The organism is Salinimicrobium profundisediminis (assembly GCF_026241755.1).
Taxonomy (GTDB): Bacteria; Bacteroidota; Bacteroidia; order Flavobacteriales; family Flavobacteriaceae; genus Salinimicrobium; species Salinimicrobium profundisediminis.
Map to the genome: position 1 here is coordinate 47,509 of NZ_JAPJDA010000002.1, position 17,026 is coordinate 64,534.

General features: G+C 42.4%; 8 protein-coding genes and 1 tRNA gene. 5 read left to right on the forward strand and 4 right to left on the reverse strand.

From position 1 onward, the window contains the following. Window positions 1-251: 251 nt before the first annotated feature. Together gltB and OQ279_RS01400 are read left to right on the forward strand one after the other, a co-directional pair. Window positions 252-4,775, forward strand: coding sequence for a glutamate synthase large subunit (gltB, locus tag OQ279_RS01395; RefSeq protein ID WP_266067972.1), 4,524 nt, complete (start codon window positions 252-254; stop codon window positions 4,773-4,775). A 1-nt stretch (window position 4,776) separates the two neighbouring features. Beyond that, window positions 4,777-6,237 (forward strand): glutamate synthase subunit beta, encoded by a 1,461-nt coding sequence (locus tag OQ279_RS01400; RefSeq protein ID WP_266067973.1) that lies wholly within the window; start codon window positions 4,777-4,779, stop codon window positions 6,235-6,237. A gap of 57 nt (window positions 6,238-6,294) precedes the next feature. On the opposite strand, the gene OQ279_RS01405 is transcribed toward OQ279_RS01400, so the two are convergent. From OQ279_RS01405 to lacZ, 3 genes are all read right to left on the reverse strand, one after another. Next, window positions 6,295-7,089 carry an HAD-IIA family hydrolase gene (locus OQ279_RS01405; RefSeq protein ID WP_266067974.1) on the reverse strand — a complete coding sequence of 265 codons (795 nt, stop codon included), beginning with the start codon at window positions 7,087-7,089 and terminating at the stop codon, window positions 6,295-6,297. A gap of 95 nt (window positions 7,090-7,184) precedes the next feature. After that, window positions 7,185-7,544: a hypothetical protein gene (locus OQ279_RS01410; RefSeq protein WP_266067975.1), complete on the reverse strand. Its 360-nt coding sequence runs from the start codon at window positions 7,542-7,544 to the stop codon at window positions 7,185-7,187. A gap of 476 nt (window positions 7,545-8,020) precedes the next feature. Beyond that, the gene (lacZ, locus tag OQ279_RS01415) at window positions 8,021-11,194 is read right to left on the reverse strand and encodes a beta-galactosidase, LacZ type (protein WP_266067976.1); all 3,174 of its coding nucleotides are present in this window, start codon (window positions 11,192-11,194) and stop codon (window positions 8,021-8,023) included. 532 nt (window positions 11,195-11,726) lie between these two features. Between lacZ and OQ279_RS01420 the strand changes: the two genes are divergently transcribed. Continuing rightward, on the forward strand, window positions 11,727-12,389 hold the full coding sequence (locus tag OQ279_RS01420; RefSeq protein ID WP_266067977.1) for a hypothetical protein: 663 nt from the start codon (window positions 11,727-11,729) through the stop codon (window positions 12,387-12,389). 360 nt (window positions 12,390-12,749) lie between these two features. Here OQ279_RS01420 and OQ279_RS01425 read toward each other — a convergent pair. Further along, window positions 12,750-12,822 (reverse strand) — tRNA-Gln (locus tag OQ279_RS01425). 257 nt (window positions 12,823-13,079) lie between these two features. Here OQ279_RS01425 and OQ279_RS01430 point away from each other — a divergent pair. Together OQ279_RS01430 and OQ279_RS01435 are read left to right on the forward strand one after the other, a co-directional pair. After that, window positions 13,080-16,346 (forward strand): glycosyltransferase family 117 protein, encoded by a 3,267-nt coding sequence (locus tag OQ279_RS01430; RefSeq protein WP_266067978.1) that lies wholly within the window; start codon window positions 13,080-13,082, stop codon window positions 16,344-16,346. An 18-nt stretch (window positions 16,347-16,364) separates the two neighbouring features. Continuing rightward, window positions 16,365-17,006, forward strand: a complete 642-nt coding sequence (locus OQ279_RS01435; RefSeq protein ID WP_266067979.1) for a polysaccharide deacetylase family protein — start codon at window positions 16,365-16,367, stop codon at window positions 17,004-17,006. Window positions 17,007-17,026: the final 20 nt, after the last annotated feature.

Genomic DNA, 17,026 nt, shown 5'->3' on the forward strand with positions numbered 1-17,026 from the left:
TGCGATGCGTTCTCTTTCAGTTTTACCCGTATTATTTCTTTGCAATTCCCCAGCCTTCCGCAGAAAAATCTCATCCATTTTGAATTGCATAATTCTTAATATGATTCCACTATATTCCTAATTTATCATTTTAATTGATTTATATTCTCAAATCACTATTTAATGTATTAAAATAGAAATTTCGTTATTCTATTATTACAGAAATGGCTATTTTGCTGGATATTCAGTAATTTTTTTCCAAGGAGATCTATATGAGAATGAAGCAACAGGGACTCTACTCCCCCGAATTTGAACACGACAATTGTGGCGCAGGATTTATTTGCAACTTAAAGGGCAAAAGGACTAACGATATTATTCATAAAGCACTTAACATCCTGGTGAGACTGGAGCATCGCGGTGCTGTGAGTGCAGATGGCAGAACCGGAGACGGTGCGGGTATTTTGATAGAAATCCCACACGCCTACTTTAAAAAAGTATGCGATTTTGAGATCCCCAACCCCAAAGAATATGCAGTAGGAATGGTCTTTTTACCACCTGCGGCCAACCAGCGTAAAATTGTAAAGGAGATCTTTGAAAAAGAGATAAACAGGCAGCATTTAAAAATGCTGGGCTGGCGGGAAGTGCCGGTAGACAAATCCTGCCTTGGAAGCGTTGCCGCCCTTAGTGAACCCAATGTGCAGCAAATCTTTATTGGCAAGGATGAGGAGATTTCAGAAAAAGAATTTAACGCCCGACTTTTCACGGCGCGTAAAATAGCTGAACACAAAGTAGAGGAATCTTCTCTTTCTGATTCCTTTCACTTCTATGTAGCCAGCCTTTCTACAACAACCATTATTTACAAAGGGCTGCTTATGCCCGAAGATATTAATATTTACTATACCGATCTTAATGACCATGACCTGGTAACCAAGCTCGCCCTGGTACACCAGCGATTCTCTACCAATACCTTCCCTAGCTGGGATCTCGCACAACCTTTTAGATATATGTGCCACAATGGAGAGATCAACACGCTGCGGGGTAACTTAAGCCGAATGAAAGACCGGGAAGAGCTCTTTAAAAGTGACCTTTTAGGAGAGTATATTAAGGAGATACTTCCTGTTACTACTGAAGGAAAGTCAGATTCTGCCTCTATGGATACGGTGCTGGAACTTCTTTTACACACCGGCCGCTCGCTGCCCGAAGCCATTATGATGATGGTTCCTGAAGCATGGGAAAAAAATCCTGTGATGAACCCCGCAAAAAAGGCATTCTACGAATACAATTCGTGTATCATGGAACCCTGGGATGGGCCCGCTTCTATTCCCTTTACAGATGGCAACTACATTGGAGCCCTTTTGGACAGGAATGGATTACGCCCTTCGCGCTATACCGTAACCAAAGATGGGTACGTGGTAATGGCTTCGGAAACAGGAGTCATTGAAATAGCCCCCGAAAATGTGGCACGGCATGGACGTCTTGAACCGGGCCGAATGTTCCTTGTAGATATGAATGAAGGAAGGATCATTGAAGATGAAGAAGTTAAGAGCAATATTGTTGCTGAAAGACCATACCAGCAGTGGCTTGATGAAAATTTACTACCGCTTTCTAATGTTCCCTACACCGGAAATAAAACTCCTGTAGAAAAAACCGATTTCAAGACAAGACAAAAACTTTTTGGTTATACCCAGGAAGATATCAATACCATCATTGCGCCCATGGCAAATTTGTCAAAGGAAGCAATAGGTTCTATGGGGTCTGACACTCCGCTTGCAGTACTTTCAGACAAGCCGCAGCTTTTGTTCAATTACTTTAAGCAGCTATTTGCACAGGTGACCAATCCGCCCCTTGACGGGATAAGGGAAGAAATTGTTACAGACATCAGCCTTTCTTTAGGAGAAGACAGGAACCTTTTTGAGATAACGCCTGAACATGCTAAAAAACTCCGCATCCAGAATCCCGTTATCTCTAATGAAGACCTTGATAAGATCAGATATATAGACATCCCCGGATTTAAAGCTGTTTCTATCCCCATCCTATACCAGGCTGATAAAGGGCTTAACGGTATGGAAGAGCGACTGGATGAGATCATCATTGAGATCACCGCAGCGGTTGACAATGGATGTAACATCATCATACTTTCAGACCGCAATACCAATAAAGACCTGGCCCCCATTCCATCGCTGCTGGCTTGTTCATACGTGCATCACACCGTAAAAAAACATCATAAAAGATCCGGCTTTGAGATCGTAATAGAGTCTGCCGAACCGCGTGAACCTCATCATTTTGCTTTGTTGTTTGGCTATGGTGCCAGTGCGATCAATCCGTTCATGGTAAATGAGATCATTTATGACCTGGTAGAAAAGAAAGAGCTGGATGTGACAGACCCCGAAGTTGCCGTTCAAAACTTCAATACTGCAGTGGGAAAAGGAATCATCAAGATCATGAATAAGATTGGGATCTCTACCCTGCACTCCTACCGCGGGGCACAGATCTTTGAGATCCTGGGGCTCAACAAAAAATTTGTAAACAAATATTTCTGCAGTACGCCTACCCGTATAGAAGGAATAGGCCTGTATGAAGTAGAAAAAGAAATTCAGAAGCGGTACCGCAAAGCTTTTAATCCGGCAGAGGATCAAAAGGGTATGGATCTCGAAATAGGTGGAGATTACAGATGGAGGAGAAACGGGGAAAGACATATGTTTAACCCCGCCACTGTTGCAAAGCTCCAGCAGGCAGTGAAACAAAATAACCCAAAAAGCTATGAGGAATATTCGAGGCTGGTGAATGAACAAACCCGCAACCTCATGACCATACGGGGAATGTTTAAGTTCAAAGATCTCAACCCGGTACCTATAGAAGAAGTAGAACCGTGGACAGAGATTGTAAAAAGGTTTAAGACAGGAGCGATGTCTTTTGGTTCCATCAGCAAAGAAGCTCACGAGAATTTATCAATCGCCATGAACCGGATGAAAGGAAAAAGTAATTCGGGTGAAGGAGGAGAAGATGAAAGCCGTTTTCACAAAAGCCCCGATGGGGACTGGAGAAATTCGGCCATTAAGCAGGTAGCTTCAGGAAGGTTTGGTGTTTCTATCAATTACCTCACCAATGCACAGGAGATCCAGATCAAGATGGCCCAGGGTGCAAAACCGGGAGAAGGCGGGCATTTACCTGGCCCAAAGGTAAATCAGGAGATCGCAAAGACGAGAAATTCCACCCCTTATGTGGGGCTTATCTCACCGCCGCCACACCACGACATCTATTCTATTGAAGATCTTGCCCAGCTTATTTTTGATCTTAAAAACGCAAACCGGGAAGCGCGAATCAACGTTAAGCTCGTTTCTAAAGTTGGCGTAGGTACAATTGCAGCCGGGGTAGCAAAAGCCAAAGCAGATGTGGTCCTGGTTTCGGGTTATGACGGTGGTACGGGAGCCGCTCCCCTTACATCTTTGCGCCATGCCGGCCTCCCATGGGAACTGGGAATAGCCGAGGTGCAGCAAACCCTGCTCCTCAATGACCTGCGAAGCCGAATTGTAGTGGAATGTGACGGACAATTAAAAACAGGGAGAGACGTAGCCATAGCATGCCTGCTGGGAGCCGAAGAATTTGGTTTTTCTACAGCACCACTGGTAGCTTCTGGTTGTATCATGATGCGTGCCTGCCACTTAAATACCTGCCCCGTGGGAATCGCCACTCAGGATCCTGAGCTGCGAAAGAACTTTAAAGGTACCCCCGAGCATGTGATCAACTTCATGTATTTTGTTGCACAGGAGCTACGGCAAATCATGGCCGATCTGGGTTACAGAACCATTAATGAAATGGTGGGGCAAAGCCAGAAACTGGATATGAACAAAGCCATAGAGCACTACAAAGCCCAGGGAATTGATCTTTCTAACATCCTGTACAAGCCGGATATTGATGAAAGCATGACTTTATACAATTCAAAGCAGCAGGACCATCGCCTTGATAATGTTTTAGATTTTGAGATCCTGAGACAGGCACATCCGGCCATATACAGGAAAGAAAAGATGAAGCTGGATTTTCCTATTACAAATATCAACAGGACTACAGGCGCTATAATCAGCAACGAGATTTCAAAAATTCACGGGGCCAAAGGTTTACCAAAAAACACCCTTACCCTTAATTTTACGGGAGCTGCAGGCCAGAGTTTTGGCGCATTTGCCACCAGGGGCCTTACACTTAATGTAGAAGGAAATACCAATGATTACTTCGGAAAAGGCTTAAGTGGCGCCACATTATCGGTTAAAAAACCTTCAACCGCAACTTTCAAATCAAATGAAAATGTCATTATTGGGAACGTTGCACTTTATGGTGCCACAAACGGCGAGGCTTACATCAACGGAATTGGAGGAGAGCGCTTTTGCGTCCGAAATTCGGGTGCCAGGGCAGTTATCGAGGGAATTGGCGACCATGGTTGTGAATATATGACCGGAGGCGTTGCAGTGATACTTGGGAACATCGGAAGGAATTTCGCTGCCGGAATGAGCGGCGGAGTAGCCTATATCTACGACCCTCACAATAAAGTAGACAGCCATAACTTTAATATGGAAATGATCGATTTGGAGAAACCTTCCGAAGAAAACCTGGAAGAATTAAAAACGCTCATCCAGAATCACTACAGTTATACCCAAAGTGATGTAGCCAAAGAAATACTGGAAGCCTGGGAAACTGCTGCTACTGGCTTTATAAAAGTTATGCCTGTGGAATACAAAAAAGCCCTGAAGATTTTGGAAGAAGAAAAGTTGAGAAATGCCCAGACGGAATTAAAAACAGCCTGAAATGAATAAATTAAGAGGATTTTTAGAATACAATAGAAGAGAAGAAGAAACCCTTGCCGTTAAAGACAGGGTTAAGAACTATAAAGAATTCACTCAGGAAATGAACAATGAGGAGCTCCAGGAACAGGGCGCCCGTTGCATGGATTGCGGAATTCCATTTTGTCACAGCGGCTGTCCCGTTGGTAATCTCATCCCCGATTTTAATAATGCAGTGTATAAGAATGACTGGAAACGGGCTTCAGAAATTCTGCACTCCACCAACAACTTTCCCGAATTTACAGGCAGGCTTTGCCCCGCACCCTGTGAATCGGCTTGTGTTTTGGGGATTATAAAATCGCCCGTAGCCATAGAATTGATGGAAAAGTACATTCCTGAACGTGCTTTTAAAGAGGGATGGATACAACCTGCACCTCCAAAAGTACGCACAGGGAAAAAAGTGGCGGTGGTAGGATCTGGACCGGCAGGTTTGGCAGCAGCACAACAACTAAACAGGGCAGGACATTGGGTGACAGTCTTTGAAAGAGATAAAAAACCAGGAGGATTACTGCGATATGGCATACCCGATTTTAAGATGGAAAAATGGGTGATAGATCGCAGGTTGAATGTTTTGGAAGAGGAAGGCATCACCTTTAAAACAGGAACCAATATTGGAGTAAATTATGATGTGGAAAAGCTGAAGGAGTTTGACGCTGTAATTCTTTGCGGCGGTGCCACTCAGCGCAGACCTCTACCCATTGAGGGAGCAGATGCACAGGGAGTGGTACAGGCTATGGAGTTCCTTAAAAGAAACAATGAAGTAGTTGACGGGCAGGCCGCACCAGCAGAAGCCCTCAACGCCCGTGATAAACATGTAATTGTAATTGGCGGGGGAGACACAGGATCAGATTGTGTGGGGACTTCTAACAGGCACGGTGCAAAATCTGTAACAAATTTTGAGATCATGCCTATGCCGGCAGAGACCCGTACAGATGCCAGCCCATGGCCCTACTGGCCTTTTACCCTGAAGACTACTTCTTCTCATGAAGAAGGTGTTGAAAGAAACTGGAGCATTGCCACCAGGGAGTTTATAAAGGATAGGAACGGAAAGCTGAAGGCCCTTAAAACCATAGAAGTGGAATGGGTAAATACCGGAACCGGCAGACCTCAGCTAAGGGAAATTCCCGGAAGCGAGAAAGAATGGCCGTGTGACCTGGCCCTGTTAGCCCTGGGATTCACCGGGCCAGAAAAGACCCTGAGTGAGAAACTAGGTTTGGAGGTAGATGAAAGAACCAACATAAAAGCCGAAAATAACTACCAAACCAATATTCCAAATATATTTACGGCAGGAGATATGCGCCGCGGGCAATCTTTAATTGTCTGGGCAATTTCTGAAGGCAGGGAAGCAGCAAGAAGTGTTGATATGTTCCTGATGGGAACCACACAACTTCCAACCAAAGGCCCGGGAGATTTACCGGCGGCTTAACCGTTATAACAAAACAAAAAAGCAGCTATCAAGGCTGCTTTTTTGTTTTCATTGTTTCTAAGCAAACGACTTATTGTGCAGGTTAAATACCTCCTCAAGATCCAGGTCTTTTACTGAATCTACAATAATGTCGGGTTTAAAGGCATAGTCATTCAGGCTCTCTCTGGTAGAAATACCCGAGAGCGTAAGTATGGTGGTGTAACCCAACTGCACGCCGCCTAAAATATCTGTATCCATAGTATCTCCAATGATCACAGTTTCCTTTGCTTCAAGTCCGAGATATTTGCGGGCAGAACGCATCATTACCGGGCTGGGTTTACCTACCGAAAATGCCTTTTTTCCTGTGGCTTCTTCAATCATAGCCACTACGGCACGAATCCCCAGGTTGGTCCAGCCTGTTTTTTTAGGGGACGGGTCAAGGTTTGTGGCTATAAGCCGCGATCCCGAAAGGATCATATCTACTGCCGAATTCACCATTTCAAGAGTGAAATTGCGGCCCTCTCCCACCACTACAAAATCTGGACGTTGATTTACAAGATTATATCCTTCCCTAGCGAGGCTGGTGATCAACCCGCCTTCGCCCAGGACGTAAGCACTGCCGCTGGGCTTCATAAAGGAGAGGAAAGAAGCTGTTGCCATGGCACTCGTGTATACATTCTGCTCAGTAATATGAATTCCCATTTTTGCAACTTTATTCACCGCATCTAATGGGGTACGCTGGCTATTATTGGTCATAAACAGGAATGGAATATCCATTTCCTGAAGTTTTTCAATAAACTTATCGGCTCCGGGGATCAAAGTGTCATTTCCATAGATCACTCCATCCATATCTATTAAAAATCCCTTTTTCATAGGCTTTAAATATTGATTGGCTAAAAGGTTCTCACAGCACCAGAATTTGGTGCAGTATTACGTCCTGAAGTTACGCAATCTTTTAAAACCAGTGGTTAGAGCAAAAAGATATTATCATTAAACTCTTTCCCTTTGAAGACCCGTGCGTAGAACTCCAAATCTCCTCGTGTAGTTTGAAAGGAAGCTGTTAATTTATCCTCCAGTTCATCAAGCGGAAATTGATACACCGTGATCTCGGGATAAGATGCAGCTCTCTGCTTCGACTCATTCACCCCAATCTCAATCTTCTCAAGATGCGCGTTGTAGGAGGCGTATTTTGCAAATAGATTGTGCTTGATAAGTTCCACTAAACCTCCAGGCAGGCTCTTATTTACCCTGCAGCTTTCAATCATTTTTCCCAGCGAGATCTTCCAGAGCGACCTCATCTCATTTTGGGTTACGTAAGTTGTGGTCATATTTTCTAAGTTTTATGCCGAAACAATTTCTTCTTTTCTGAAATTTTCTTCAGAATGACCCTTCAAAAATGTCATTTTTGAACAGCCTTTTTGAAGGGAATGGATATTTAAGTAAAATCCGAAAATCACTTTTCAAATAACAACATTGTTACTTCAATTTATTAGCAACAAAATTTAAAATTGAGATTAAATTTATATAAAAAAAGACACAACCCCCTATAAATCACTGTGATAAATTATATTTTTATGATAAAATGAAATCCTACCCCCAAATTTTATGAGGTTAATATTTATAAATGACATTTTTATTAAATTGATTATATGGAAATCCACACAAAGTCATTTGCGGGTAGAAAAATGAGCTTTCCCTTCCAAAAATCATAGTCTATTCTACCCTTTTTGAAGGCTAATCTACTTCCAGAGAAGGGGAAAATTATTTTTTAACCTGTCATCACCTGAAAATTTCAGAAAAAAATTTATTCGATCAGAGAAATCGTAAAAGAGTATTCGTAGCTGTCATTTTCAAGCCTGTAAGGTTCATGAGGGTAGGCGCCCCAGCTGTTATCACCGCCCAAACCGCGCTGTTTATAATCAATATGAAGAAATACCTTGTCCTGCACCTCAAGGTCTACAGGATGTCTTCCTGTTTTCCTTTCTCCTGCATCAAGATCTTCTGTAGAAATATTTAGCGCACTAAACCCTAAAGGTTGACCTCCGGTGATTTTAATTCCGCTGCCAGCATTATCTTTAAGGGAAACCCAGCGAACATCGGTTTTGTACCCGGCTTCCTGCGGCCTTATATATTCCCATGTGAATTGGTTTGCCACCTTATCCTTATAAACACCTAAAAAAGCCGAAGTATCTCTATCGGAATAATTTTCCCAGGGCCCACGGCCATAATATTCCAGATGCTCAAAGTTTCCCTCCAGGATCATGCGCATACCAAATCTTGGAATTTCCGGAAGATCTTTTTCAGAATTAAGAGTTGCGGTAACCTGAATATTTCCGTTGTTTTCAATTAAATAATTGACCAAAAAAGGAACATCTACCCCTGCCAGGTGATAAATAACCGTTATTGGCTGACCTGCTTTTGTCTTTTTACCCACTTCGACCTTAGTAACTTCAGAATTATAAGTTGCTTCTTTCCATGCCTTAAGTCTTTCGGGCATCCTGTTCCCATAGTCATTATCTGTAGGTGCCCTCCAGAAAAATGGTTCGGGAAATTGAGAAATCGGTGCTTTATTAAAACCTTTCAGCTTATAAATTTCAAAATTTCCGGTTCCTGTATTAAACACTCCTTCAACCATAGCTGTTGAAAATGCCATTTTTTTACCATTTTTCCTGATTTGAAGTTGGCCTGAAGTAATATCTTCCGATTCAAAAAAGTCATTTTTACTTAACCCGAATTGTTCGCGTGCAACTTCATGTCCCGCCGGAACCAACGCCCTTGCATTTTTTGAATAAGCATAAACGTTTAAGAAATATTCTTTATCACCGGGTGCTGGGAGTTCGATTTTCACCTCTTTAGAATCATTGGGTGCTACTTCTGCATTAAACTTCCCGGTTTTCACCACTTCTCCATTCGCTAAGAGTTCCCATTGAAAATCAAACTCATTTAGATTAGTGAAATTAAATTTATTCTTTACCTGAATTGCATTTTCCTGCTTTTCAAATTTAATGTTCTGATGCACCTTTTTCACCTCGTGAAGTGCGGGATGCGGGGTACGGTCTGCACTTACCAATCCGTTAGCATTAAAATTCCCATCATTATAAAGGTGCCCGCCGCCAAGGTCACCTCCATAAGCCCAAAATTTGCGGCCATCTTGGGTTTCGGCGTGTAGCCCTTGGTCTACCCAGTCCCAGATAAATCCGCCCTGCATGTGATCGCTGCTCTCGATAATATCCCAGTATTCCTGGAAGTTTCCGCTGCTATTACCCATGGCATGCGAATACTCGCACATGATGAAGGGCCGGGTTTTACTTTCATCTGCAGCATAACTCCTCATATAATCCAGACCCGGGTACATTGGTGCCACAATATCGGTATTGCGCTCCTGCCCGGCCTGTTCAAATTGCACCGGTCTTGTGGTATCTCTTTCTTTGATCCAGTCATACCCATCAAAGAAAACCGGGCCGTTCCCACTTTCATTGCCTAATGACCAGATAATAATTGAAGTATGATTTTTGTTGAATTCCAGCATTCGTTTCATACGATCCATATGTGCAGGTGCCCAATCTTCCAAAAAGGCGGGATGAACCGTTTTATCAAAGCCTCCCTGGTGTTCGGCTCCCATGCCGTGGGTTTCTATGTTTGCCTCGTCTACCACGTACATCCCGTATTCATCTGCCAGATCATAAATGCCGGTATCATGAGGATAATGGCTCATTCTTATTGCATTGATATTGTTTTTCTGCATCAATTCAATGTCTTTTACATTGATTTGACGATCTGGCACATGCCCTTTTACAGGGTGATGCTCATGCAGGTTCACACCTTTTAGGGTTAGTGGCTCTCCATTAATCATCAATTGGGCATTTTTTATCTCGATTTCCCTAAACCCCGTTCTTCCAGCCAGTGCAACCACTTCTTCCCCTTTTTTATCTAAAAAGGTGATAGTGTAAGTATAGAGGTGAGGATATTCTGCGCTCCATTTCTCTACGGAAGGAATTATTTTTTTGAACTGAACTTCCTTCTGATGCTTTGAAACCTGTTTTGTCTCAGAATAAATTTCTCTTCCCCCGGCATCCAGCAAAGTGAATTTTACCTGGGGCTTTACTGTTCCTCCCTTATCAAATTCCTGAAGTTTTACATCTACAACAAGATTTCCATCCTTGTAATTATTGGTAAGACCACTTTTTATGAAATAATCCCATAGCGTGGTTTTAGGCAATGCCTGTAAGTGAACGTCACGTTCAATCCCACTTAAACGCCAAAAATCCTGATCTTCCAGGTAACTGCCATCATGCCATCTAAATACCTGAACAGCCAGAAGATTTTCTCCTTTTCTCAAAGCTGAAGTGATATTAAATTCCGCCGGGGTCTTGGCAGCTTTGGTCATCCCTACTTCGTTACCATTCACGAAAATACGGGCATAACCTGAAATGGAGCCAAAATGAAGAATAACCTCTTTATCGGTCCAGGTCTCAGGCACTGTAAAGGTTTTGCGATAGGAACCCACAGGATTGTAGATCTCTTCCTCCCCTTCTTTAGTATTTAAATTCAGGACTTCTCCATTGGATGCTTTTTTTTCAGAAGGATAGCCTATATGCGGCGGATTCTTCGGAAATGGGTATACTACATTGGTATAGATAGGAATATCATAACCTTCAAGTTCCCAATTGGAAGGAACATGAATTTCATTCCAGTTACTGTCATCCAGATCTTCTTTATGAAAATTCGAAGGACGTTCACTGGGATGCTTAACAAGGGTAAATTTCCACTTACCATTTAAACTCTTGTAAAGACTGGAGGATTCCCTTTTTTGCTCCAATGCTTTAGATGCCGACTCAAACAGTACGAAGTCACTGCGGCCTTCCAGTTTGTTCCTGTCTATTTTTAAAGGGTTTTCCCATTCGTGGCTCTGCTGGGCAAAAGTGTCATTATTCACCAATGTTGTTAGGAGGATGAAGAGTAGGTGCTGGATTTTCATTTAAAAAAAATTACATTTTAGGACAAAGAAGACTCCTGGTCTTTTATTTATTCCTCACCATTGCTGGTTGTAGGAATAATCTGATCTAAAAGTATTAAAATATTACCTCTTAACATTTTGTATAGGAAGAAAAAAAAGGGAGGAATTAATTTTTCATAAGAATATGATGAAGCTTAAATATATTTTTAGCTTGTCCGTCTTTAGATTGAAGAAAAAGCCTTAAACCCACTATAGAATCCTCAAGGGGTTCTGCGTTCCGGCTGCGATTAACGCCAGTATGCGGAATTTAGCACGCGGAGTAGTCGGCCTGTTGTTTTGTTGTTTGGTGTTCTAATTTATTGTTTTCCTTGAATGCCGCATATTGGCTTCGTTAACGCTGTTGTAGCTAGTTTTTATTAATCGAATCTCATTAAAAACCTATAAAGTTAAGGTATCATTGACATTTGCTATATTTGAGTGGAATTCTGGTAATATAGTTCCCTACATTTTTACGAGACAGTTTAGTAAGAAATTGGAATAAATTTTTGAACGGATGAAAAAATGGTTTAAAAAGCATTATCAATGGGTAATTGGTGTAGTTCTCATTCCCATATTTATTGCTTTTCTTTCGTTAATAAATCTATCTCCTTCTAATCAAAATGTTCAGAATATTTCGACTGATGAGATTTCTGGTGGTGTTATTGGAAATAATAATACCTTCAATGTAATGAAACAGAAATTCTCAGAAGAGCACATTAAATTAATAAAGAGAAGACGAGATTATATAAATGAAAATATTGATAGGTGGTATAAATATGAAGACGGTAAGAAATACTTATACCACTTTAATATCTTAGTTGATGATCTGTTATCAGCTGCAAAAGATGGAAATAGTATCTTGTTTCAAGAAATATTGCGTGAAATACATTTTTTGTCATTCCGTCTTGAAAGAAATAATGAAATTAAAAAAATAGTTACTGAAGAGCCTGGTATGCAATTCTATCCTAATACTAATACTGGGATGTTTTTAGATTATGAAAAGAGGGGATTTATAGGGGGGAAGATAATGAACTTACTTACCCGAGGTGTTGATGCAATGATTTATTTACCAAATGATTCAGTAAGTCAATTACACTTAGACTCTCTATATGAAGTTCCGGAAAATAAAAAAATGAATGTTCTGAAATTTGATACAATTTTCAATTATACTCATTGATTTTTCAATAATTTTAAATAACCAGACCCAATTTTAAATTCTTATAAGTACTAAAAGGTATTATCTTCTTTCAATCAAATAAAAATTAGCTACAACTACTAATAAGGAGAAAGTTCAGCCTCAATTACTTGAGATCAGGGATTCAGATCGAAAAAATAAAAAAGAGATATTGAAATTACCGCTCTCTCCCCGCCATTCGGAATGGAAGAGCTCTCTGTGCAGCCTTACGGCTACTGCCCAGAACACACTTAAGGACGTATTTAACCTTCCCTCAACTACGCTCGACACAGGCTTTTCACCCATACCTCTAAAAACAAAAAAACCGAACTGTTTTCACAATTCGGTTTAACATTAACTTTGTTGGCCTACTAGGGCTCGAACCTAGACTCTTCTGGACCAAAACCAGACGTGTTGCCAGTTACACCATAGGCCACTGCTGTAATGCGGATGCAAATTTAAAACAAACTTTTACTTCTACAAATATTTTTTTGAAATTCTTTTTGCGCCTCCAAATCACGCCCCTTCAAAAATGGCATTTTTGACACCTTTCCTGGAAAATTTTTGGGTTCCATAAGCAATAGCGGGGAAGTTAAAACCATGTGCTGCACCAAAATATCTTCTTTTAAAATGCGTTCTTCCCACAATAGCTTAATTATTCTTAAATTCGCCACTGTTCTCAAACTCACTAAAATGACAGACTTTAACTTTACCCGGTGGAACAAAATTCTTGGCTGGGTGGTTTTTCTCATAGCACTTACTACCTTTTGGTTAACTGTTGAGCCCACGCTTAGTTTCTGGGATGCAGGAGAATACATTGCCACCTCTTCAAACCTCGAGGTGGGTCACCCTCCCGGGGCACCGCTCTATCAAATGATGGGTGCGTTTTTCTCCATTTTTGCCAGTGAACCTTCACAGGTAGCCTACATGGTGAATTTAATGTCGGTTTTTGCCAGCGCATTCACCATTCTGTTCATGTTCTGGTCTATTGTTCTTTTAGTGCTCAAGATAAGCGGACCTGTCTCTGAGATCTCTGCGGCCAAAAAAGCTGCCGTTCTTGGAAGTGCCGCTGTAGGTTCTCTTGCCTTTACTTTTACCGATAGCTTCTGGTTCAACGCCGGGGAAGCCGAAGTTTACGCCATGGCAACCTTCCTCATGTCTATCCTGTTTTATTTGGGATTGCTGTGGGAACGCGATATGTTCGCACCTCGCGGCAACCGCTGGGTTATCCTCATTAGTTTTATCATAGGGCTTTCTTTTGGGGTGCACTTTATGGGGCTACTCACCCTGCCCGCCATAGGTTTTCTTTACTATTTCAAGAACTTTTCAAAGATCACCGTCAAGAATTTTATCGTTGCCAATTTGGTAGTGGTCGCCGTGCTTATGTTCATCTTTAAGCTGCTGCTGCCCTATTCTCTTGACTTATTTTCATCTACAGAGATCTTCTTTGTCAATACCCTGGGGCTTCCGTTCAATTCGGGAACTATTTTTACAGCCCTTGTGCTTATTGCTGCTTTTTACTTCGGAATAAAATACACCAGGCAAAAACAATACTTTCAGCTAAATACCTTACTGCTTTGCATCCTGTTCATCTTTATTGGTTTCTCCTCCTGGCTGATGCTGCCTATTAGGGCGAACGCCAATACGGTGATCAACGAAAATAACCCAAACAACGCCCGCGAACTGCTGGCTTATTACAACCGGGAACAGTACCCCGAAACGCATTTATTCTACGGCCCACAATTCACAGAGATCTACAGCGGGCTGGATGAGAACAACCCTTATATTGACGATAAGCCGAAATACGAAAAAGACGAGGCTGCCGGAAAATACGTGATTGTAAACGACTACAAAAACGCGAAACAGAATACAGATGATGATCACAAAGCCATACTGCCGCGTATGTGGAGTACAGAACATGCTTCAAATTACATGGAATTCACCGGCCCTTTAGAATTCACCATCAAACCCGAATATCAGCAAGAAGAGCAGCTTATTGCCGCTGTGAATGAATTTAAACGGAACTTTAATCAGGGGAACGTAGATTACGAGCAATACAACAGTTTTTTACGCCGCTTCAGGGAATATCTTGATGTTGAAAAACCTTCGTTTGGCTCCAACCTCAATTACCTTTTTGAGTACCAGATGGGTTACATGTACTGGCGCTATTTTATGTGGAATTTTGTAGGCCGACAAAACGACGTTCAGGGAAAATATACCGACCAGAATGGAAACTGGATAAGCGGGATCGACTTTATTGACGAGGCCCGCCTGGGGAATCAGGATCAGCTTCCTTCAGACGCACTGAATAATCCTGCAAGAAATACTTATTACTTCCTCCCGCTGATTTTAGGAGTGCTGGGGCTCGTTTTTCAGTATACAAAAGACAAGAAGAATTTTTGGGTGCTGCTCGTTTTCTTCCTCTTTACGGGTATTGCGCTAAAAATTTATCTCAACGAACGGCCTTTTGAGCCACGGGAAAGAGATTATGCACTGGTAGGATCTTTCTACGTATTTGCTATTTGGATAGGCTTTGGGGTTTATGCCCTTTTTGACATCCTTAAAGATTACCTGAAACCAAAGATCGCAGTACCCATTGTGGTCACGGCTTCCCTGCTCGCAGTACCTGCAGTACTTGCAAGCGAAAACTGGGACGATCATAACAGGGCTAACCGTTATACAGCGCTGGCCATGGCAAAAATGTACCTTGACAGCCTTGACGAGGATGCCATACTCTTCACTATTGGAGACAACGATACTTTTGCCCTATGGTATGCCCAGCAGGTAGAAGGCTACCGTACCGATGTACGTATAGTGAATACCAGCCTGTTTATGACCGATTGGTATATTGACCAAATGAAACGGCAGGCATGGGAAAGCGAGCCCATACCGGGGCAGCTTGTTCACGAGCAGTACACTTATGGAACAAGAGATGCAGTGTGGTTTCAACCTGTAACCCAGGACACCATGAACATTCAAACCTGGATGAACTGGATTGCGAGCGATGACCCCCGCACCAAAGCAGATCTTATGAGCGGCCAAAGTGTGAGCACCTTCCCTACCAAACATGTGAGAATTCCTGTGAACAGGGAAAATGTGCTGGAATACGGTATTGTAAAACCGCAAAATGCTGATGAGATCGTAGATGAGATCGTGATTGAGCTCAACGAAGATATCTTATACAAAAACCGTTTGTTGATGCTTGATATTGTAGCCAACAACGACTGGAAACGCCCAATATACTTTACCGGCGGAAGCTTTGGAGATGATGATTACCTGTGGATGAAAGATTACCTGCAACTGGATGGCGTGGCCTACAAACTGGTTCCTATTAAGACTCCGGTGAATCCGCGGAACCCGTTTGATATGGGACGTTTAGATGCCGATAAGATGTACGACATCGTGATGAACTGGTACTGGGGTAATTCGGGAGACCCGGGCTTATATTATGATCCTGAAACCCGCAAAAATGCCATTACATACCGCAGCAACCTAGCACGTCTTGCCGAAGCATTGATGAATGAAGGAAAGATGCAAAGGGCAGAAGAGGTTATGGATCTTGCGATGGAAAAAATGCCTGTAGCACATTTTGAATACTACACCCTACTTGAACCTTTTATACAGGGTTATTATGAAGTAGGCCAAAAGGAAAAAGCAAGGGAGTTGTGGCAACAGGTAGCGAAAAAGTACCAGGAGAACCTCACCTATTTTAGTTCCCTTGAACTGGACAGGCAATTCTCACGCGGCAATGAAATAGTTACAGACATTGAGCGGTACCGAAGCCTTGTAGATGTGTTGATTATTAATGATACTGAAGAAATAGCCCGGGAAGAGGCCGATAAATTCAACCAGTACCTAATGCTGTTCCAGCACTTCTACGCAAGGCCTGAAGAGACGCCCGAAGAAATCCCTGCCAGGGAAGCAGAGCTGCTTCAGCAAGAGATCAGGGATTCGCTGTAAAGCCGTTAAAAGAGCAGAATGAGGGAGCGTATACCCCGGGTGATAAAACTTCTGTATCCAAAAAGGATATGGGATGTTGCCACCTGGGAGAAAAGCCTTTACCTCAGCTTTGATGACGGCCCTATTCCTGAAATTACGCCCTGGGTTTTAGACCAGCTTAAAAAATACAATGCCCGCGCGAGTTTTTTCTGTATTGGTGACAATGTTCGCAAACATCCCGATATTTTCAGGATGGTGGTTGAGCAAGGCCATACGGTTGGAAACCACACCCACAATCATTTGAATGGCTGGAGAACTTCTGTCGCAACCTATCTTGAAAATGTGCGGCAGGCACAGGAGGTGATAGAAAAAGAACTTCCGCAGAGAACAGGTCTCAAAAATGCCATTTTTCGCCCCCCGTATGGGAAGATCAGAAATGTGCAGGCCAAAAAGCTTCAGCAGGAAGGTTACAGCGTTGTGATGTGGAGCATTGTGAGTATGGATTATGACCAGCGGCTCTCTTCAGAAAAAGTCCTTCAGAATGTACTTAAAAATGCCGTGCCCGGAAGCATTATCGTCTTCCACGACAGCATAAAGGCCGAAAAAAACCTGAAAGCAGTCTTACCACAGGTGCTGGAACATTTTCAGAAGCAGGGCTACTCCTTTAAAGCGCTGAAATAAAGAATAATACGCTAATATTT

Bases quoted from the DNA above. Each gene is read 5' to 3' on its own strand.
- gltB (WP_266067972.1), top strand. From the start codon at position 252: ATGAGAATGAAGCAACAGGGACTCTACTCCCCCGAATTTGAACACGAC.
- OQ279_RS01400 (WP_266067973.1), top strand. From the start codon at position 4,777: ATGAATAAATTAAGAGGATTTTTAGAATACAATAGAAGAGAAGAAGAA.
- OQ279_RS01405 (WP_266067974.1), bottom strand. From the start codon at position 7,089: ATGAAAAAGGGATTTTTAATAGATATGGATGGAGTGATCTATGGAAAT.
- OQ279_RS01410 (WP_266067975.1), bottom strand. From the start codon at position 7,544: ATGACCACAACTTACGTAACCCAAAATGAGATGAGGTCGCTCTGGAAG.
- lacZ (WP_266067976.1), bottom strand. From the start codon at position 11,194: ATGAAAATCCAGCACCTACTCTTCATCCTCCTAACAACATTGGTGAAT.
- OQ279_RS01420 (WP_266067977.1), top strand. From the start codon at position 11,727: ATGAAAAAATGGTTTAAAAAGCATTATCAATGGGTAATTGGTGTAGTT.
- OQ279_RS01430 (WP_266067978.1), top strand. From the start codon at position 13,080: ATGACAGACTTTAACTTTACCCGGTGGAACAAAATTCTTGGCTGGGTG.
- OQ279_RS01435 (WP_266067979.1), top strand. From the start codon at position 16,365: ATGAGGGAGCGTATACCCCGGGTGATAAAACTTCTGTATCCAAAAAGG.